Below are 19,198 nucleotides of genomic sequence, written 5' to 3'. Positions count from 1 at the left end.
ACATTGAAACCTTACGCCCGAATGCGCCAACCTGTCTTGAAGATCCACCAGATGATCACCATGCACAGCGACGTGAAGCCAAAGATCGCCAACAGGCTCAGCCCCACCGGCACATCCGCGGTGCCAAAGAACGACCAGCGGAAACCGGAAATCAGGTACACCACCGGGTTAAACAAGGTGATTTTCTGCCAAATCGCCGGCAACATCGAGATCGAGTAAAACGATCCGCCAAGGAACACCAGCGGCGTCACCACCAGCAGCGGGATCAGCTGCAATTGCTCAAAGTTGCCTGCCCAGACCCCAATGATGAAGCCAAACAGCGAGAAGCTGACACAGGTCAGCACCAAAAACAGCACCATCGCCCAAGGATGGGTGATCGGCACATCGACAAACAATGACGCTGTCGCCAGGATCACCACGCCGATAAACAGCGCTTTGGTGGCCGCAGCTCCGACAAAGCCAAGCACAATCTCAAAGAAACTGATTGGCGCGCTCAAAAGCTCGTAGACCGTGCCAATGAACTTGGGAAAGTAGATGCCAAAAGACGCGTTTGAGAGCGCCTGCGTCATCACCGACAACATGATCAGCCCCGGCACAATAAACGCGCCGTAACTCACGCCTTCCACCTGATCGATCCGGCTGCCAATCGCGGCGCCAAACACCACAAAATACAGCGACGTGGAAATCACCGGCGAAATGAAACTCTGCGCGATGGTTCGGAAAAACCGGACCATTTCCGAGGAGTAGATTGCCCATACAGCCGTATAGTTCATGCCGCGTCCTCCTTCACCAGACCAACAAAGATGTCTTCAAGGCTCGACTGCTCCGTCTGCAAATCTTTCAACTGCAACCCTGCCGCGCTGATATCGCCCAAGAGCCGCGTAATGCCTGTGCTCTCGCCTGTGGTGTCGTAGTGATAGCGCAGCGCATGACCATCCTCCGCAAGCTCAAGGTCGTAGCCCGCCAGGCTCTCCGGCACGCGCTCCACCGGCGCTTGCAGGTCAACTTGTAGCGTTTTCTGCCCTAAGCGCTGCATCAACGCGGCCTTTTCCTCAACCAGCAGCAGCTCGCCACCGTTAATCACGCCCACACGATCGGCAATCGCCTCGGCTTCTTCAATGTAGTGGGTGGTCAGAATGATGGTCACGCCTTGCTCTTTAAGCTTGGCCACCACATCCCACATGTCCTTGCGCAGTTCCACATCCACGCCCGCAGTCGGTTCATCCAAAAACAACACCCGCGGCTCGTGGCTGAGCGCCTTGGCAATCAACACCCGCCGCTTCATGCCGCCAGACAGCATCATCACCCGCGCATCTTTTTTGTCCCAGAGTGACAGCTGCTTGAGGATTTCCTCAATCTTCGCCGGGTTGGCCTTCTTGCCAAACAGGCCGCGCGAGTAGGTGACCACGTCAATCACCTTGTTAAACGGCTCCAGGTTGATCTCCTGTGGCACCAACCCAATCATTGACCGCGCCGCGCGGTAGTCCGTCACCACATCATGCCCGCCAACAGTCACCGAGCCAGAGCTCGGGTTGGTGATCCCGCAAATGGTGGAAATAAGTGTGGTTTTCCCCGCACCATTAGGACCCAGAAGCGCGAGAATCTCGCCCTCTTTGATGCCCAAGGTCACGCCTTTGAGCGCCTCAAACCCACCTTTGTAGGTTTTGCGCAAATCTTTTATGTCTACAATCACCGCCGGCTCCCTCTTCCGGTCTGCACCTTTTGAACGCGCCACCCTATCAGTTGGATAAACCGCGCCAAGTGCACAAATTTTCAGAGGGATATGTGCACCACCGCACGGCTCTACAAGCCCGGTGGCGCAATCTGTTAGAGAAACTCCTGATGCAGAACCCGCATCAGCCGCCAGTCATACGCTTCAACAGGCTCTTTTTGGGCGCCTCTTCGGCCCCTGCATCCGCAGCCTCTTCCGCCTCTTCTTCAGGCCCTTCCAGCGAGGTTTGCAAATTGGTGAAAAACTGATCCGCCATCTTCTTGGCAAACCCGTCAATCAATCGGCTGCCCAATTGCGCCAACTTGCCGCCCACCTTGGCGTCCACCTCGTAACTCAACAACGTACCGGTCTCGCTGGCCGCCAACGTCACATCCGCGCCGCCTTTGGCAAAGCCCGCCGCACCGCCCTTGCCCTCGCCGGTCAGGGTCAGGCTCTCGCCCTCCACCATATTGGACAAGGCAACCTGACCTTTGAAGGTTGCCTTCACCGGCCCGACCTTCTGCACCACCGTAGCCTCAAAGCCCTCTTCGGCATTGCCGGTCACTTCTTTGGCGCCAGGCACACAATTGAGCAGGCTGTCCGCGCTCAACAAAGCCGCCCAGACGTCAGCCACCGGGGCCGCAATTTCGCGTTGATCACTCATATGCATGGCAGCTCTCCTCCTGTGCGCGTGCCTCGCCAACCTAGGCAGAAGCACAAACCGCTGCAAGCACACCAAGGTCGTAACATAGTGCACCCTGCGTCGGGTCACCGCTATTCACACCCGATCACAACACCCGCAGCCAAATTCCGCATAACGGAAATAACTTCCGCATATTGACAGACCCTTCCGAATCCCGTCTTCTAGGCAGGTGCGAAAGCATATTCTGCATTGCGGAATTTCTCATTCTAAGATGGGTTGGGAGCCGGTCATATGATTTCAAGAATCCTCAAACTCGAAGACGGTGTGGGCTGCGAATTTGGCCTCTCCAAATGGGTCAAGATTGACCAGGCCATGATTGACGCCTTTGCCCTCGCCACCGGTGAAGCTCAGGATATTCACACAGATCCGGATGCGGCCAAAGACACGCCTTACGGCAGCACCGTAGCCCCCGGCTTTCTCACCCTCTCCTTGCTCAGTCAGATGATCGCCAACGCCGTGCCCCGCACCGAAGCGGAAAGCACCGGCATCAACTACGGCTTTGACCGCGTCCGTTTTGTTGCCCCGGTCAAAGCTGGCGCCGAAATTCGCGGTCGCTTCACCTTGGCAAAATACTCCGAACCGCAGCCCGGTGTGATCGAGATGCAGTGGAACGTGACCGTCGAAATCAAGGGCGAAGACAAACCCGCACTGGTCGCACAATGGAAAAATCTGCGCTTTGAACAGGGTGTCGAGACCTACGCACAGGCCAGCTAGGGCGTAAAACGCATCTCCGCATAACAGCCGCGATACAGACGCAATACCGACGTGAAAAATCAGGACATTTCCCCCATGCGCGACGCCCTCATTGTCTCCACCGCCCGCACCCCAATTGGCAAGGCCTACCGCGGTGCATTCAACAACACCCAGGCACAAGAGCTGATCGGCCACGCTGTCTCTCACGCGGTCTCCCGCGCCGGTTTGGAAGGCCACGAAGTCGAAGATTGCATCATTGGCGCTGCGCTTCAGCAAGGCGCCACTGGCGGCAACATCGCCCGCCAGGCTGTGATCCGTGCAGGCTTGCCAGTGACGGTGGCAGGCATGTCGCTCGACCGCCAATGCGCCTCGGGCATGATGGCCATCGCCACAGCGGCCAAACAGGTTGTGCACGATGGCATGGACGTGGCGATTGGCGGCGGTGTTGAGTCTGTCTCCTTGGTACAAAACGAAAAAATGCGCATGGACCGCCGCGTGGATCCGTGGATCAAGGAGCACAAACCAGCGCTCTACATGTCCATGCTGGAGACCGCCGAGATCGTCGCGGAACGCTACGGCGTGACCCGCGAAGATCAAGACGCCTACGCGCTGCAATCCCAACACCGCACCGCTGCCGCACAGGCCGCGGGCAGGTTTGACGACGAGATTGTGCCACTGACCTCCACCATGGGCGTGATGGACAAAGAGACCAAAGAGGTGACCTTTCAAGAGGTGACGCTTGAGAAAGACGAGGGCAACCGCCCGTCTACCACCTTGGAAAACCTGCAAGGCTTAAGTCCCGTCTTCAAAGACGGGCAACAGGTCAAAGAAGGCCAATTCATCACCGCCGGCAACGCTTCCCAACTCTCTGACGGCGCCTCCGCCTCGGTGATCATGGAAGCCAAAATGGCCGAAAAACAAGGACTTGAACCGCTGGGCCGTTACGTTGGCGTGATGGCCGAAGGGCTGGAACCTGACGAAATGGGCATCGGCCCGATCCATGCTGTGCCCAAATTGCTGAGTGCCCATGGCTTAAAAATGGACGACATCGGCCTCTGGGAACTCAACGAAGCCTTCGCCTGTCAGGTGCTGCACTCCGCCCGCGTGCTGGGCATTCCAAACGAGATCTTAAACGTCAACGGCGGCGCCATTTCCATCGGTCACCCCTACGGCATGTCCGGTGCGCGGATGGTCGGTCACGCCCTGATCGAGGGCAAACGCCGGGGCGCAAAATACGTCGTCTGCACCATGTGCGTCGGCGGTGGCATGGGCGCAGCTGGCCTATTCGAAGTTCTGTAACTTCCTAACCTAAAAAGAAAAAGCGCAATGCCTCAATCGGGCACTGCGCCTTTTAGTCAGATTTGACCGTCCTAGCCACCAACCGTGCGTGACACAATCTCTTCCACGGTGCCGTCATCCATCATGGATTGCAAAGCAGCGTTGAAGTCTGCAATGAACTTTTTGGATTCTTCATCCTGCCAATCCGCGCGAAACCCAATGTGGGCGGTCTCTGCAGAGGCGTCCAAAACGCGCACCACGCCCTCAAGGCCCTTGCCATTGATGACCATTTCAGCCGCCAACTGCTCCTGTACATAGCAATCAATGCGCCCTTTCTCGAGCTTCTTCAGATTTTGCTCAGTGGTCTGTGCCTCTTGTAAAGTGATCGTCCCGGCATCCACCATTTCAAAAAAGGCCTTACCCGGTGTGCCAAACCCGGCGTTATTGCCAAAGGTCAGACCAGCAAAATCGGCCGGATAAGCCCAATCCGACTGTGCCACACCTTCGCGGCAATACACAGAGACTTTCTCGGTCACCGGCGAAGTTGAATACGTTCCAATCCACGGACGGGAGTCAGGTCGATAGTAGGTTCCAATCAAACCGTGTGCCTGCCCGGACTCGACCAATTTAACAGCGCGCGACCAAGGCACGGCCTCCAGCACCACGTCATATTCCCCTCCGACGCGCGACAAGGCTTCATTGATAAATTCGGCCCAGATTCCAGTTGGTTGCCCGTTCTCCAGCCCCATGTAGGGCGCATACGCCTCATCCTGAACCAGCTTGATTGGGGCAGCAGTAACCGCAGTCGCTGCCGTCGCGCAGGCCAGAGTCGCGGCGTAGATTACACGTTTCAACATTTCAAATATCCTCCAGATATGAAAGCGCTTCAAAGCTGGATAAAACGCTCGACTGAGGGCGTTAAAACGACGTTTATTTCTGGTTTTGGATCCATACTGAAGGCCGATTTGGACTCACTGACCTCACCGTCAAACGTGTCTCGATCCAAGCGACATCCACCTGACTTTCCCCTCACAGGCAATCACAGCCGGGTGAAACCTCCTCCCCAAATCTCGACTGACCCGTATATTGCCTCCAACATAGGAGGAACAAACATGCTCACACGCCGTGCCGCCCTAGGCCTTTTTGCAGCAACACCTTTGGCTTACGCCCTCACCCCCCAAGCCGCCTTGGCCCGCGAACCGGAGGTGTTTCAAAACCCCATCGCGATCAATGGCTATGACCCAGTGGCCTATTTCAGCGAGCAGAAACCGGTCGAGGGATCTGCCGCCAATCTGGTGGACTGGAACGGGGCCACCTGGCGCTTTGCTTCCGCGCAAAACGCAGCGAAATTCCAAGCCAATCCAGAAGCTTACGCCCCTCGCTTTGGCGGATACTGCGCCTATGCCGCGTCCAAAGGCTACCTCGCGCCGACCATCCCTGAAGCCTGGACCATCCACGAAGATGTGCTCTATCTCAACGCCAACCTGCGCGCACAGGAACTCTGGCGTCAGGACATTCCCGGCAACATCACCAAAGGCCTCGCCAATTGGCCGGGCATCTTGGGCTAACAAAAAAGGCGCGCCACTTCGGGCGCGCCTTTTCGTTTAGAGGCAACCGTTTAAGTTGCATAGCCTTTCATTACTTGGCTCAAGTGGTAATCCGTATCACCCAATTGGGCATCCAACATGATCAACCGCTTGGCATAGTGGCTCACCGCATATTCCCAGGTCATGGCAATCCCGCCGTGCATCTGAATGCTCTCTTCCCCCACCAAACGCGCCGCCCGACCAATCATGTTTTTTGCCATGGACGCATACCGGCTGGCATCCGCACCACCCAGCTCCGCCGCCGCCTTGATCGTGATAGAGCGCGCCTGCTCAATTTCGGTCAGCATGTCCACCGCGCGATGCTGCAGCACCTGAAACTTACCAATCGGAATGCCAAACTGCTTGCGCTGCTTGAGGTAATCCACCGTGGTCGCATGTGTCACATCCATCGCGCCCACAGCTTCAGCACATAGTGCAACGATCCCTGCGTTTACAGCGTCTTCCAGTGCCGCAGAGGCGTCCGCCAAGACCAACGTCGCGGGCGTGTCATCAAGCAGCACCTCGGCCGCACCACCGCCGTCCATCATGCCGTAACCGGTCACATCGGCATCGCGCGCGTTCACCGCAAACACACCCAATCCGCCGCCATGTTTGGCCGCCACCAGCACCACATCGGCCACCTGCCCGCCGTAAACCGTCGACTTGCGCCCGGACAGCGCGAAGCCATCCCCCTTGGCCGTGGCCACCGTGGAGATCTGATCAAGCTCATAAGGCGCATCAATCTCGGTGATCCCAACGGCATATTTGGTCGCACCCGTCAGCAACGTCTCTTGATCCGCCCCCGCTGCCGCAAAAATACGCGAGGCCATCATCGCACCCAATACAGGCTCCGGACACAGCGACTTGCCAAGCGCCTCAAACACAACGGAAATATCAAATCCGCTGCCGCCCATACCGCCGGCATCCTCAGGCGCCAGCGCATACAGCGCCCCCAACTCGACCAATTGATCCCACAGCGCGGGATCTTGAAATGGTGCGTCATAGGCCACCTTAATGCGATGCTCGACCGGGTATTTCTCACCCAAAAACCGGCCCAACGTATCTGCCAACATCTGGCGATCTTCGGTCAGATTAAAGTCCATCTCAAAGCTCCAGCATGGTTTTGGTCACAATATTGCGCTGGATCTCGTTGGACCCACCAAAAATCGACGTCTTACGGTTGTTGAAATACCGCGCCGCGTTGTGCTCAGTATCGGCTGGCCCAAACATCAGGTTGCCTTCACTCACGTGGCCGGGGAACGGCGTCGCCGCCGGGCCAAGTGCGCGCCGAGCAAGGTCTTTGAGTTCCTGATTGATCACCGTGCCTTTGATTTTCAACAACGAAGTCTCCGGCCCCGGCGCGCCCTGCTCCTGCGCTTTGAACAGCATCCGCAGGTTGGTGATTTTCATCGCCTCAAGGTCAATCTCCGCCTGCGCAATCCGCGCCGCAAACAGTGGGTCTTCAATCAACGGCCGCGCACCGCGCATTGTCGAGCGCGCAATGCTCTTGACCTCTTCCAACGCCTGCATGGAGAAGCCAACACCCGCAATACCGGTCCGCTCATGGGTCAGCAGGAACTTGGCAATGGTCCAGCCTTTGTTTTCCTCTCCAACAAGGTTGCCAATCGGCACCCGCACGTCGGTGAAAAACACCTCGTTCACCTCATGCCCGCCTTCGATCAACTTGATCGGACGCACCTCGATGCCTGGCGTCGCCATATCCACAAGGATAAAGCTGATGCCCGCCTGTTGCTTCACATCGTGGTCGGTCCGACACAGGCAGAAAATCCAATCGGCATGCTGCCCCAGGGTGGTCCAGGTCTTCTGCCCATTGATCACCCACTCCTCACCATCGCGTTCGGCCTTGGTCTTGAGCGAGGCCAAATCCGACCCCGCGCCGGGTTCCGAATAGCCCTGACACCACCAATCGGTGCCGTCCAAAATACGCGGCAGGTAATGGTCTTGCTGCTTTTTGGACCCAAATTTGATCAGCACCGGCCCGAGCATATTCAGGCCAAAGGGCACAATGCGCGGCGCGTAAGCCCGACAGCATTCTTCCTCAAAGATGTGCTTCTGCACCGGGCTCCAACCTGGTCCACCAAACTCTTTGGGCCAGATCGTCGCCAACCACCCACGCGTGTTCAGAATGGCGTGCCACTCTTCCATCATCGCTTTGGTCAGTTCACCTCCGGAGCGCACCGCGCTGGAAACCTCTTCCGGCAGGTGCTCGGCCAGAAACGCCCGCACCTCATCGCGAAACGCCAGGTCTTCTTTGGAATAGCTCAGGTCCATGGCATCACTTCCCTTTGTTCAAATCTGCAAAGCTGCCGCCATCCTCGGCCATTTTCCGAAGCAACGCAGGCACTTGCCAGTAATGCGCGTCCTCTTGGCCGTAGGCCTCAATCCGCTTCACCAGCTCTGCCGCGCCAATAGTGTCGGCATAATGTAGCGGCCCACCCCGGAAGCGCGGGAAGCCATAGCCCATCAAGAACACCACATCGACATCCACTGGCCGCAGCGCAATGCCATCTTCAACCGCACGTGTGGCCTCCGAAATCATCGCAGTCATGTAGCGCTCAACAATTTCCTCATCGCTAAACGCCCGTGGCGTGATGCCTGCTTTGGCGCGCTCTTCATCGATGATAGCGTTCAGGTCCGGGTTCTCCAGCGTCTCGCGGCCTTCATAAACAAAATAGCCTTTGGCGGTCTTACGCCCGTTCCAGCCGTTCTCGCTCAGCCGATCAGCAATCGCCCCGCCATAGCGCTCTTCCGCTGGACGCGTTGCCGCCAACCGCTTGCGGGTCATGTAACCAATATCCAGCCCCGCAAGGTCACCCACACGGTGCGGCCCCATGGCAAAGCCAAAACTCTCCAGCGCCTTGTCCACCTGATCCGGGTGCGCCCCGTCCAATACAAGATAACTCGCGGTTTTCAGGTAGTGCCCCAGAATACGGTTGCCGATGAATCCATCACACACGCCAGCCCGCACAGCCACTTTGCGCATCTTCTTGGCCAGCGCAAAACCCGTTGCCACAACTTCCGGCGCGGACTTCTCACCCACAACCACCTCGAGCAGCTTCATAATGTGCGCAGGCGAGAAGAAATGCAGCCCCAACACATCCTGTGGTCGCTTGGTCATCGCCGCAATCTCATTCACGTCGAGATAGGACGTGTTAGACGCCAACACCGCGCCGTCTTTGCAAATTGCATCCAGCTTGGTGAAGATCTCTTTCTTGATCTCCATCTTCTCAAACACCGCCTCGATCACCAGATCGACCTCTGCGAGGCTCTCCATCTCGGTAGACGCCGTCAGCTTGGCCAGCGCTGCATCGCGCTTTTCCGCACTCATCTTACCGCGCTTCACCGCGCCATCCAGATTGCCGGTGATGGTCGCAACGCCACGATCCAAGCCTTCCTGTGACACTTCAATCAATGTCACCGGTAGCCCCGCCATCAAAGCTGATGTGGAAATGCCGGAGCCCATGGTCCCGCCGCCAATCACACCAATGGACCCGATATCCCTCGCCTGCGCTTTCCTTTCCGGGATATTGGCCACAGCCCGCTCACCAAAGAAGGCGTGGATCAAGCCTTTGGATTGCGGCGACGGCAAACACTCCATGAACCGCGCCCGCTCAAACGCCAGCCCTTCTTGGAAGTCCTCAGTCGAGGCCGCCACGCATTCCACACATTTCTGCGGAGAAATCAGATGCGGGTGCTTCTTTTGAACCGCCGCCATGGTCGCCTCAATCGCCGCATCATCCGGCGTGGTGGTCAACTCACCGGTCCGGCGCGTCGCCAGCGTGCCCGCCACGACATCTTTCGCCGCCGCCAAAGCCACATCGCGCGGCTCTCCCTCGTCGATGCGATCCACAAGCCCCATTTCCAACGCGTCCTTCGCAGGCACATGGCGCCCGGACAGGATCAAGTCCAACGCATTGGCAATGCCCGCCAACCGCGGTGCGCGCTGTGTGCCACCGGCCCCCGGCAGAATCCCCAAAAGCACCTCGGGCAGGCCCACCTTCGCCGAAGGCACCGCCACCCGCGCGTGACAGCCCATCGCGGTTTCCAACCCACCGCCCAGCGCCGTGCCATGGATCACCGCCACAATTGGCGTTTCGTTGTCCTCAAGGATGTTGCAGACCTTGGGCAAACCCGGCTCCAGCGGCGGCTTGCCAAACTCGGTGATGTCCGCCCCGGCAATAAACGTCCGGCCCGCGCAGTAGAGACCAATCGCTTTCGCGGAACCCGCTGTCTTGATCTCTTCCAAAGCATCGACAATCCCCTGCCGCACAGCCACGCCACTGGCGTTCACCGGCGGGTTGTTGATGCAGATCAACGCCACATCTTCCACAAATTCCACGGTGACCTTTTTCTCGCCCATCGTGAGCCTCCCTCGCATATAACTGTTGCCCCCAGTCTACGGTGGCTTCCGCCATGCGAACATCTGTTTCGCATCCCTGCGGAAAAAAACGACGCGACGACACTTGTCCAAAATTTCCCGCTAAAATCCCGCAAAGCCACGCTAGGCTGGCTTACGCCCCGTGCGGACATGCAAGATCAAAGGACGGCCCCATGCCCCACCCAAACGCCCGCATCCCGGATTTCTGGCCCACCGGCAAAGACTGGACCTTTGCGCAGCCAGACCAGCCGATTGATATCAGCATGGATGAGGCTGCGGTTAAGTGGGGCAACCGTATTGCAGTCACCTACAACGGTGCCGATTATACTTACCGTGACATCGCCGCCCGCGTGACCGCACTGGCAGGCTATCTGCAACACGTCGGCCTGACCAAAGGCGACCGCGTGCTGCTCTACACACAGAATTGCCCGCAATACATCATCAGCTTCTTTGCCATCCTGCGCGCCGGCGGCGCCGTGGTGCCCGTGAACCCGATGAACAAACAGACGGAGATCAACTATCTCGTCGAAGACACCGGTGCCAAAATCGCGATCTGCGCCTTGGAGCTGTCGGAGCACATCTTGCCTGCCCTCAGGCATGGCGACCTCACAACCCTGATCGGCACCCGCATGACCGATATGGGCCAAGCCGACTTTGACCTGACCCCGCCCAATCTGGCGCAGGCCATGTCGGAACAAGAGGTCGAGGCCCATGGCATCACCGGCTTCCAATCGGCACTGGACGCAGGCCATGTGCCCGCCCCCCGCAACACCACCGGCGATGACCTTGCCGTCATCCCCTACAGCTCCGGCACCACCGGCCAGCCTAAAGGCTGCGTGCACACTCACCGCACGTTTCTGGCCTCTCTTCACGCCAGCACGCTCTGGAACCCGCCACATGAAAACACCGTCCACCTCGCCGCACTGCCGTTTTTCCATGTCACCGGATTGGTTGGCGGCATGTGCGGACCGATCCTCACCGGCGGGCGCAACGTGATCCTGCCGCGCTGGTCTTCCAAACTGGCCGCTGGACTGATCCAACGCTACAAAATCTCCCGCTGGCGCTCGATTGCCACCATGGCGATTGATCTTGTGAACGATCCGGATTTTGACAGCTACGACCTCTCCACGCTGGAGATGATTGGTGGCGGCGGTGCAGCCATGCCAGACGCCATTGCCAAACGCCTCAAAGACATGACCGGGCTAGACTACATCGAAGGCTACGGACTGTCGGAAACCATGGCAGCCACGCACATCAATCCGATTGACGCGCCCAAACGCCAGTGCCTGGGCCAGCCCATCTTTGAGGTCGACAGCCGCGTTCTGGAAATCGGCGGCGACACTGAGCTGCCGCATGGCGAAGTAGGCGAAATTGTCATGCACGCGCCGCAGAACTTCACCGGCTACTGGCAACGCCCCGAAGCCACCACCGAGGCCTTTGTGGAAATCGACGGAGTGCCGTTTTTCCGCTCCGGTGACATCGGCTACCGCGACACCGATGGCTACTTCTTCATGGTCGATCGTGTAAAACGCATGGTCAACGCCGCAGGCTTCAAAGTCTGGCCCGCGGAGATCGAAATGCTGATGCTGCATCATCCCGAGATCGCCGAATGCTGCGTGGTCGGCGCCAAAGACGCTCGGCGCGGCGAATGTGTGAAAGCCTTTGTGGTGCCTCAGGCCGAGGCCCGCGACTCCCTCACAGAAGACGCCATCATCACATGGTGCAAAACCCAGATGAGCGCCTACAAATGCCCCACCATTGTGGAATTCATCGACGCATTGCCCAAATCCGGCGTCGGCAAGGTCTTGTGGAAAGAGCTCTCATGACGCATAGAAAATTCCACCATGCGGAAATAGACACAACCCAATGAGAAAACGTACGCCTCTCGCCAGCGACACCCCAGCCCCCGAAACAGACCGTCAGTTTGTCACTGCTTTGTCGCGCGGTCTCGATGTGCTGCGCTGCTTCCGCCCACGTGACCGCGCGGGCCTGTCCAATCGCGACATTGCTGAACGCACCGGCCTGCCCAACTCGACAATCTCACGCCTGACCTACACCCTGCTGCAAACCAGCTACCTGCTGTATGATGACCAGACCGGCCGCTACCGCATCGGTGTACCTGCGCTGAGCCTTGGATTTGCCTGCCTTGGCTCCATGCCGATCCGCGACGCCGCCAAAGATCACATGCAACGCCTCGCCGACTACGCCGGTGATGGCGTGCAAGTCGCTCTTGGTGCGCGGGATGATCACACCGTGACCTACCTCGCCTGCGCCCGTGCTGACCAAGGCATGATGTCGCTGCAACTCGGCGTTGGCTCGCGTATTTCCCTGGCCCGCTCCGCCATGGGTCGTGCCTATATCGCTGGCTGCAAACCAGACGAGCGTGCCGAAATCCTTGAAGCTTTGTCCGAGCACCACGGCCCGGAGCGCTGGCCCGCCATTCTCGACGGCATCAACGCCGCCGCCGCGCAGATCGCGGAAAAAGGCTTCTACGTGAACTATGGCGACTGGCACGAAGGTGTGCATTCCCTTGCGGTGCCCTTCCCATTGCCAAGCGACGCCGCACCAGACATGGCCCTAAACCTTGGCGGCCCTGCCCCGTTTCTAACCAAAGACCGCATGGAAAACGACCTTGGCCCGCGCTTGCTCCAAATCGCACAGTCGCTTCGTCTGCACGCCACCCAGGTCTAAAACCACTTGACGGTTTTTCTGTCCCACCCCAACGTGCTCGTCGCAGTTTTGGGGAGGCAAAATCATGATCACGGTCACAGCCAAAGACATCGAAACCTATCAGCAGGACGGGGTTGTCCTAATCCGCGGATTGTTTGCGGATCACATCGAGCTCCTGCGCAAAGGGGTGGAGCGCAACATGGCCGATCCCGGCCCCTATGCGTCCAACAACGAGAAAGCGGGACAAACCGGCCGCTTCTTTGACGACTACTGCAACTGGCAGCGCATCCCGGAGTTTCAGGAGGTGATCGAAACCTCCGAGGCCGCCGAGGTCGCCGCGCAACTGATGCAGTCGCAAACCGTGCAGATGTTCCACGACCACGTGTTGGTGAAAGAACCCGGCACCTCCATGGCCACACCCTGGCACACCGATGGGCCTTATTACTTTGTCGAAGGCCAGCAAACCATCAGCTTCTGGTCGCCGCTTGATCCGGTGAAAGACGCCACACTGCGCATGGTGGCTGGCAGCCACAAATGGGAGAAACCTGTGCTGCCCACGCGCTGGGTCAGCGAGGAGAGCTTTTTCCCCAACGAAGATGCCTACATGCCGATCCCCGATCCGGACGCAGAGGGCATGCGCGTGCTGGAATGGGAAATGGAGCCGGGCGACGCAGTGGCCTTCAACTATCATATTTTACACGGCGCCCGAGGCAACACCGCCACCAAGCGCCGCCGTGCCTTTTCTCTGCGCCTGCTTGGGGATGATGCCCGCTATGTCGAACGCTCCGGCCCCACCTCGCCGCCTTTCCCCGGCCACAACATGACCGAAGGCCAAAAGCTGCGTGAGGATTGGTTCCCAGAGCTGTGGCCAGCATCCTCAAATCAATCCTAGGAAAAGCACCCTAAAGCTTTATTCTCGTCAAAGGTTTGGCAGGGTTTTTCTGAAACTCTGCCACAAGACAGAACAGGGACACATTTTTATGAAGCTTTTTGCCGTTGGCCTTTTGGCCTTCACCGCCAACACCACCGCCCCGGCACAAGCGCCATCCAACAGCGCACCACCGCCAGTCCCCACCCCAATTGACAGTGGCTTTTGGGAATACGGCTCCTGGCGCGTGTTTGCCGAAACCATCGACACCGGCGAAGACCTGCGGCGCACGTGTACGGCCCTTACCGGCGGAGACGGTGAACCAACCCTGAGCATCGAAATCAGCAACGGCGACGGCGGTCCTCCCCGCTATTTTCCAGGTGTTTCAGTCAGCGAGCACGCCATCCGTGGCTACCCAACCGTGATGCAGGACGGTCAAGCCGTTTACATCCGCTTTGATGACGAAGACAGCATGGACGCCGTTGTCAGCGGATATTTTGACGAAGACGGCTTTGCCCACGCCTTTTTCCGCTTTGACCACCCCGACAGCCAATGGGTGCTGCGCGCCATGCGCAAGAACCACCAACTCGACGCGGTAGTTGGGGGACACGTGTTTTCCAGCTTCTTTCTGGACGGTTTCACCGCGGCTTATGTGAAAGCCATGGATGAATGTGGCTTCACCGGTGCAGGGGTTGTGGACTGACCCTCAACAAAAACGGCCCCGCCATTTCAGGCGAGGCCGTTTCCAATCTCACACGATCAACTTACCCGTTGGCGAGTTGGTCTTTCACCATTGGCCCCACTTTGCCAAAATCCATCTGGCCGGTGTATTTCGCCTTCAGCGCGCCCATGACCTTGCCCATGTCACGGATGGATTCCGCTCCGACTTCGGCCACAGCCGCTTTTACCGCTTCGACAATCTCGTCATCGCTGAGTTGCTTGGGCAGGAATTCTTCGATGATGGTGATCTCGGACAGTTCCCGTTCTGCCAGATCCAGTCGCCCACCTTCTTCATAGGTGCGTGCACTTTCCTGACGTTGCTTCACCATCTTGGCGAGAATCGACAGGATATCTGCATCCGACACGCCGCTGCTGCCTTCTTCACCTTCGCCACGCGCCGCAATGTCCCGATCCTTGATCGCAGCCATGATCAGGCGCAAAGTGGAGAGCCGGTCCGCCGCGCGGTCACGCATCGCTTGTTTCAGCGCGCTGTTGATGTCTTCTCTGAGTGCCATTCTTCTTGCCAATTGCTGTCAAACATAAGCATGAGACCTTATATAAACGCCTCGTGACTCGCAACCATCGCATTTTTTGAAGAAGCCCTTTAAAATAAGGGGTCATTGAGAACACACATCTGCTTGACGCCCGTGACGCGCCGACATATGCATCGGCCAATTTGCCAGCCGGAGACTCGCCCATGACCGCATCGACCCCCGATCACCCGACCGCCTGCCTCGCTCTTGCTGATGGCACTCTGTTTTACGGCCGTGGCTTTGGCGCCACCGGCGAAACAGTGGCGGAGCTCTGCTTTAACACTGCCATGACCGGTTATCAGGAGATCATGACCGACCCATCATATGCTGGCCAGGTTGTGACCTTCACCTTCCCGCACATCGGCAACACCGGCGTGACCCCGGAAGATGACGAAACAGCTGATCCCGTTGCCGCTGGCATGGTGGTGAAGTGGGATCCAACCACACCGTCCAGCTGGCGCTCCGTGAACACCCTGTCTGACTGGCTGGCCTCTCGTGGCCGCATTGCCATTGGCGGTGTCGACACCCGCCGCCTGACCCGCGCGATCCGCCAACAAGGCGCACCGCATGTGGCTCTGGCGCACAACCCGGATGGCGAGTTTGACACCGAGGCGCTGGTTGCCAAGGCGCGTGCTTTCTCCGGTTTGGAAGGTCTCGACCTGGCCAAAGAAGTCACCTGCGCACAAAGCTACCACTGGAACGAGATGCGCTGGGCATGGCCAGATGGCTACCCAAAGCTGACCGACCCAAAGCACAAAGTTGTGGCCGTGGATTTTGGCGCCAAACGCAACATCCTGCGTTGCCTGGCCTCTGTTGGCTGTGACGTGACCGTGCTGCCAGCCACAGCAACCGCCGAAGAGGTGCTCGCACACAAGCCAGATGGCGTGTTCCTTTCCAACGGCCCGGGCGACCCGGCAGCCACCGGTGAATACGCCGTACCGATGATCCAAGAGGTTCTGAAAGCTGACATTCCGGTGTTTGGCATCTGTCTGGGTCACCAAATGCTGGCGCTGGCGCTGGGGGCAAAAACCATCAAAATGAATCACGGCCACCACGGGGCAAACCACCCTGTGAAAGACCATGACACCGACAAAGTGGAAATCACTTCTATGAACCACGGCTTTGCAGTGGACGCACAAACCCTGCCCGAAGGTGTGGTGGAATCCCACGTGTCCCTGTTTGACGGCTCCAACTGCGGCATCCGCCTCGCGGATCGTCCGGTGTTCTCCGTGCAGCACCACCCAGAGGCCTCCCCCGGCCCACAGGACAGCTTCTACCTCTTTGAGAACTTTGCCGCCGCCATGGCCGCACGCGCTTGAACCACAGGTCTGGAAATCCCGACGTATGGCGGCAATCCCGCCATACGTTAACCTTGCATTAACCATACGCGCACAGGCTGAAACGGTGTGTTTTAGCGAGTTAGGTGTGCGGTATGGGCACCACGCCCCTTCAGCAATCCCCCAAACGACATCAGCCGCAAGACGCGGCGCGACTGCCGTTGGCCCGCGCCCTGATCGAAGCCGGCTTGGTCACCCCATGGCAGTTGTTCTTCGCCTTGCGCTGCCAATCGTCCTGGAATGCCACCCTTACTGAAATCCTGACCGCCCAAGGCTGGGTCACAAATGCGGCCTTCCGGAGCTTCAAAGCCCAATCCGAAGATCTGCGCCAAGTCGACCTGACCCGCACGCCCCCCTCAGAGTCGGCGGCGGACCTGTTGCCGCCCGCCTTCTGCCTCGAGCACAACGTGCTGCCTTGGGCCAAGATTGGCGGCACCGTTATTTTGGTTACCGGCCGCGCAGATCATCTCGATGACCTGCGCGCCGTCCTGCCTCCCCATCTGCGCGAGTCGCTTTTTGCGCTTACCGATGCCAAGCAGCTGCAAGCACATGTTGCCCTACATCACCGCCGCGCCCTGACCGAAGCCGCCGAGTCATGTGTGCCGGAAGTCGAGAGTTGCCGCCGCTTTGCCCATGGCAAAGCTCTGCGTCACTGCCTGTTTGTCAGCCTGTTGCTCCTCCTGGTATTTGCCGCCGTGCCCATTCCCAACCTGGCACTGCACCTGCTCACTTGGTGGACCATTGTCACCCTGATAGCCGCCACCAGCCTGCGCGTCGCGGCTCTCTGCTTTCACCTCTGGTCCAAAGAGGGAACACCGCCGATCCCTCCGCTGCGCTGGTCCGCCGCCGCGCCGTTTACCCTACCTGCCCACCTCACCCGCAACGGCCGCCGCGCACGTCTGCCCCGTATCTCGGTAATGGTGCCACTGTATCGGGAAACCGAAATCGCCACCGCCCTCATCCGCCGGCTTACACGCCTGACCTATCCCCGCGCCCTTTTGGATGTGGTTCTGGTGCTCGAAGAAAAAGATCAACTCACCCAAGCCACCATCGCCCAAACCCGTCTGCCGCGCTGGATGCGCGTGGTCGAGGTGCCCACTGGCGCCGGCATCACCACCAAACCCCGCGCGCTCAACTATGCCCTACCGTTTTGCCGCGGCGAGATCATTGGCATTTGGGACGCTGAAGACGCCCCCGCCCCGGATCAGTTGGAACATGTGGCGTATCATTTTGCCCATTCCGCCCCGGAGGTGGCCTGCCTGCAAGGCGTTCTGGACTATTACAACCCCTATACCAACTGGCTCTCCCGCTGCTTTTCCATTGAGTATGCCGCTTGGTTTCGATTGGTGCTGCCCGCTTTAAAGCGCCTGCGACTTCCAATCCCGCTGGGCGGCACCACACTGTTTTTGCGCCGACACGTCATCGAAGAGGTGGGCGGCTGGGACAGTCACAACGTCACCGAAGACGCGGATCTTGGCATGCGCCTCGCCCGACGCGGTTATCGCACGGAGCTCATCCCCACCATCACCAAAGAAGAGGCCAACTGCCATGTGATCCCGTGGATCCGGCAGCGTTCGCGCTGGCTCAAAGGCTACATGGCCACCTACATCGTACACATGCGCAACCCACGCCAGATATGGCGCGACCTCGGCCCATGGCAATTTCTCGGCTTCCAGACGCTCTTCCTCTGCACAATCAGCCAGTTTCTGTTGGCCCCTTTCCTGTGGCTGCTCTGGGGCGCTGCCTTTGGCCTGCCTCATCCATTGACCGAGACGATGCCACGGGAAACCCTGCTGATCCTCGTCGCCACACTGCTGCTATCCGGCACCACCAACGGCGCGCTCTGGATCACCGCCGTCCACAAAAGCAAACGCCCCCGTCTCTACCTATGGATCCTATCTATGCTGCTTTATTTCCCGCTGGCCACGCTGGCGGCCTACAAAGGCTTGATCGAAATGGTCCTCGCCCCATTCTACTGGGACAAAACCAGCCACGGCAAAACCGCCGAGGCCATAGACCACAGCCCCTGCCATGCGAGCAACGGTGACTGATTACTCGGAGTTTTCCTGCTTCAAACGCGTCACAAAGGCAGTCGAAATATGCGCCCGCAGGGCCGCATCTGCCGCGTCGCCATCGCGTGCGGTGATCGCATCCACAATCGCCTGATGCTCCACCAGAGTGTCCTCGCCGCGCCCTTCCACAGCAATCGACGTGGTCGCCATCAATGCCATTGAGCGGTGTACCAGATCCAATTGCTGCACCAGATACCGGTTGTGACTCGCCAAATGGATCTGCTTGTGAAACCGGCGGTTGGAGCGCGCCAATGCTGATGGATCATCCACCCGCTCTTTGTCGGCGGTCACCATGTCCTGCAATACCTGAACCTCTTCCGCCGTTGCATGATGTGCCGCCAGTCGCGCCGCCAAGCCCTCAAGCTCGCCTCGCACCACATACAACTCGGCCATCTGGTTGTGATCCAGTGAGTTCACAATCAAGCTGCGCCCATCCCGCGCCAACAAAGACTGTGTCTCCAGCCGCTGCAACGCTTCGCGGATCGGGGTGCGCGACATGCCAAATTTCTCCGCCAGATCGCTCTCCACCAACCGGTCACCGGGTTTGTACACACCCACATCGATCGCTTCGAGAATCAGCGTATAGGCGTCTTTGTTCGGGCGGGTCGTCTGCGACATCTGGCGCGGT

At 58.7% G+C, this 19,198-nt stretch carries 18 protein-coding genes; 9 read left to right on the top strand and 9 right to left on the bottom strand.

Annotated features, from left to right (window positions below):
• Positions 1-11: 11 nt before the first annotated feature.
• From Q0955_RS11085 to Q0955_RS11075, 3 genes are all read right to left on the bottom strand, one after another.
• Positions 12-773, bottom strand: coding sequence for an ABC transporter permease (locus Q0955_RS11085; RefSeq protein ID WP_299424251.1), 762 nt, complete (start codon positions 771-773; stop codon positions 12-14).
• Positions 770-1,693, bottom strand: a complete 924-nt coding sequence (locus Q0955_RS11080; RefSeq protein WP_299424249.1) for an ABC transporter ATP-binding protein — start codon at positions 1,691-1,693, stop codon at positions 770-772. Before Q0955_RS11080 ends, Q0955_RS11085 begins: the two co-directional genes overlap by 4 nt.
• Positions 1,694-1,856: 163 nt before the next feature.
• On the bottom strand, positions 1,857-2,381 hold the full coding sequence (locus Q0955_RS11075) for a carbon monoxide dehydrogenase subunit G (protein ID WP_299424248.1): 525 nt from the start codon (positions 2,379-2,381) through the stop codon (positions 1,857-1,859).
• Between the two features lie 264 nt (positions 2,382-2,645).
• Here Q0955_RS11075 and Q0955_RS11070 point away from each other — a divergent pair, with 264 nt between their 5' ends.
• Positions 2,646-3,128, top strand: coding sequence for a MaoC family dehydratase (locus tag Q0955_RS11070; protein ID WP_299424246.1), 483 nt, complete (start codon positions 2,646-2,648; stop codon positions 3,126-3,128).
• Between the two features lie 75 nt (positions 3,129-3,203).
• Positions 3,204-4,406 carry an acetyl-CoA C-acyltransferase gene (locus Q0955_RS11065; protein ID WP_299424244.1) on the top strand — a complete coding sequence of 401 codons (1,203 nt, stop codon included), beginning with the start codon at positions 3,204-3,206 and terminating at the stop codon, positions 4,404-4,406.
• A 71-nt stretch (positions 4,407-4,477) separates the two neighbouring features.
• On the opposite strand, the gene Q0955_RS11060 is transcribed toward Q0955_RS11065, so the two are convergent.
• The gene (locus Q0955_RS11060) at positions 4,478-5,242 is read right to left on the bottom strand and encodes a transporter substrate-binding domain-containing protein (protein WP_299424243.1); all 765 of its coding nucleotides are present in this window, start codon (positions 5,240-5,242) and stop codon (positions 4,478-4,480) included.
• A gap of 255 nt (positions 5,243-5,497) precedes the next feature.
• On the opposite strand from Q0955_RS11060, the gene Q0955_RS11055 reads away from it, so the two are divergent.
• Positions 5,498-5,953 (top strand): YHS domain-containing (seleno)protein, encoded by a 456-nt coding sequence (locus Q0955_RS11055; protein WP_299424241.1) that lies wholly within the window; start codon positions 5,498-5,500, stop codon positions 5,951-5,953.
• Between the two features lie 50 nt (positions 5,954-6,003).
• On the opposite strand, the gene Q0955_RS11050 is transcribed toward Q0955_RS11055, so the two are convergent.
• Genes Q0955_RS11050 through Q0955_RS11040 form a run of 3 tightly spaced genes read right to left on the bottom strand, consistent with a single transcriptional unit; the run spans position 6,004 to position 10,352 of the window.
• Positions 6,004-7,074 carry an acyl-CoA dehydrogenase family protein gene (locus Q0955_RS11050; protein WP_299424239.1) on the bottom strand — a complete coding sequence of 357 codons (1,071 nt, stop codon included), beginning with the start codon at positions 7,072-7,074 and terminating at the stop codon, positions 6,004-6,006.
• Position 7,075: 1 nt separating this feature from the next.
• Positions 7,076-8,263, bottom strand: coding sequence for an acyl-CoA dehydrogenase family protein (locus tag Q0955_RS11045; RefSeq protein ID WP_299424238.1), 1,188 nt, complete (start codon positions 8,261-8,263; stop codon positions 7,076-7,078).
• Between the two features lie 4 nt (positions 8,264-8,267).
• Entirely contained in the window at positions 8,268-10,352 is a 2,085-nt protein-coding gene (locus Q0955_RS11040; RefSeq protein ID WP_299424237.1) for a 3-hydroxyacyl-CoA dehydrogenase NAD-binding domain-containing protein, read from the bottom strand.
• A 191-nt stretch (positions 10,353-10,543) separates the two neighbouring features.
• Between Q0955_RS11040 and Q0955_RS11035 the strand changes: the two genes are divergently transcribed.
• The 4 genes from Q0955_RS11035 to Q0955_RS11020 all read left to right on the top strand — a co-directional run bounded on the left by Q0955_RS11035 (position 10,544) and on the right by Q0955_RS11020 (position 14,611).
• Positions 10,544-12,196 carry a long-chain-fatty-acid--CoA ligase gene (locus Q0955_RS11035; protein ID WP_299424236.1) on the top strand — a complete coding sequence of 551 codons (1,653 nt, stop codon included), beginning with the start codon at positions 10,544-10,546 and terminating at the stop codon, positions 12,194-12,196.
• A 40-nt stretch (positions 12,197-12,236) separates the two neighbouring features.
• On the top strand, positions 12,237-13,061 hold the full coding sequence (locus tag Q0955_RS11030; RefSeq protein ID WP_299424235.1) for an IclR family transcriptional regulator: 825 nt from the start codon (positions 12,237-12,239) through the stop codon (positions 13,059-13,061).
• 64 nt (positions 13,062-13,125) lie between these two features.
• Positions 13,126-13,932, top strand: coding sequence for a phytanoyl-CoA dioxygenase family protein (locus tag Q0955_RS11025; protein ID WP_299424233.1), 807 nt, complete (start codon positions 13,126-13,128; stop codon positions 13,930-13,932).
• An 88-nt stretch (positions 13,933-14,020) separates the two neighbouring features.
• On the top strand, positions 14,021-14,611 hold the full coding sequence (locus Q0955_RS11020) for a hypothetical protein (RefSeq protein ID WP_299424232.1): 591 nt from the start codon (positions 14,021-14,023) through the stop codon (positions 14,609-14,611).
• 61 nt (positions 14,612-14,672) lie between these two features.
• Here Q0955_RS11020 and Q0955_RS11015 read toward each other — a convergent pair whose 3' ends face one another.
• Positions 14,673-15,143, bottom strand: coding sequence for a GatB/YqeY domain-containing protein (locus tag Q0955_RS11015; RefSeq protein ID WP_299424230.1), 471 nt, complete (start codon positions 15,141-15,143; stop codon positions 14,673-14,675).
• Positions 15,144-15,325: 182 nt separating this feature from the next.
• On the opposite strand from Q0955_RS11015, the gene carA reads away from it, so the two are divergent.
• Together carA and Q0955_RS11005 are read left to right on the top strand one after the other, a co-directional pair.
• Entirely contained in the window at positions 15,326-16,480 is a 1,155-nt protein-coding gene (gene carA, locus Q0955_RS11010) for a glutamine-hydrolyzing carbamoyl-phosphate synthase small subunit (RefSeq protein ID WP_299424229.1), read from the top strand.
• 113 nt (positions 16,481-16,593) lie between these two features.
• A complete protein-coding gene (locus Q0955_RS11005) occupies positions 16,594-18,549 on the top strand; it encodes a glycosyltransferase family 2 protein (protein WP_299424227.1) in 1,956 nt (651 codons plus the stop codon).
• On the opposite strand, the gene Q0955_RS11000 is transcribed toward Q0955_RS11005, so the two are convergent.
• Complete coding sequence (locus Q0955_RS11000) at positions 18,550-19,188, bottom strand: GntR family transcriptional regulator (protein ID WP_299424225.1); 639 nt, start codon at positions 19,186-19,188, stop codon at positions 18,550-18,552.
• Between the last annotated feature and the right edge of the window lie 10 nt (positions 19,189-19,198).

This window comes from uncultured Shimia sp. (assembly GCF_947493595.1).
GTDB lineage: Bacteria > Pseudomonadota > Alphaproteobacteria > Rhodobacterales > Rhodobacteraceae > Shimia.
Note: the sequence above shows the minus strand (reverse complement) of the source record. Positions and strands in the feature narration are given on the sequence as shown.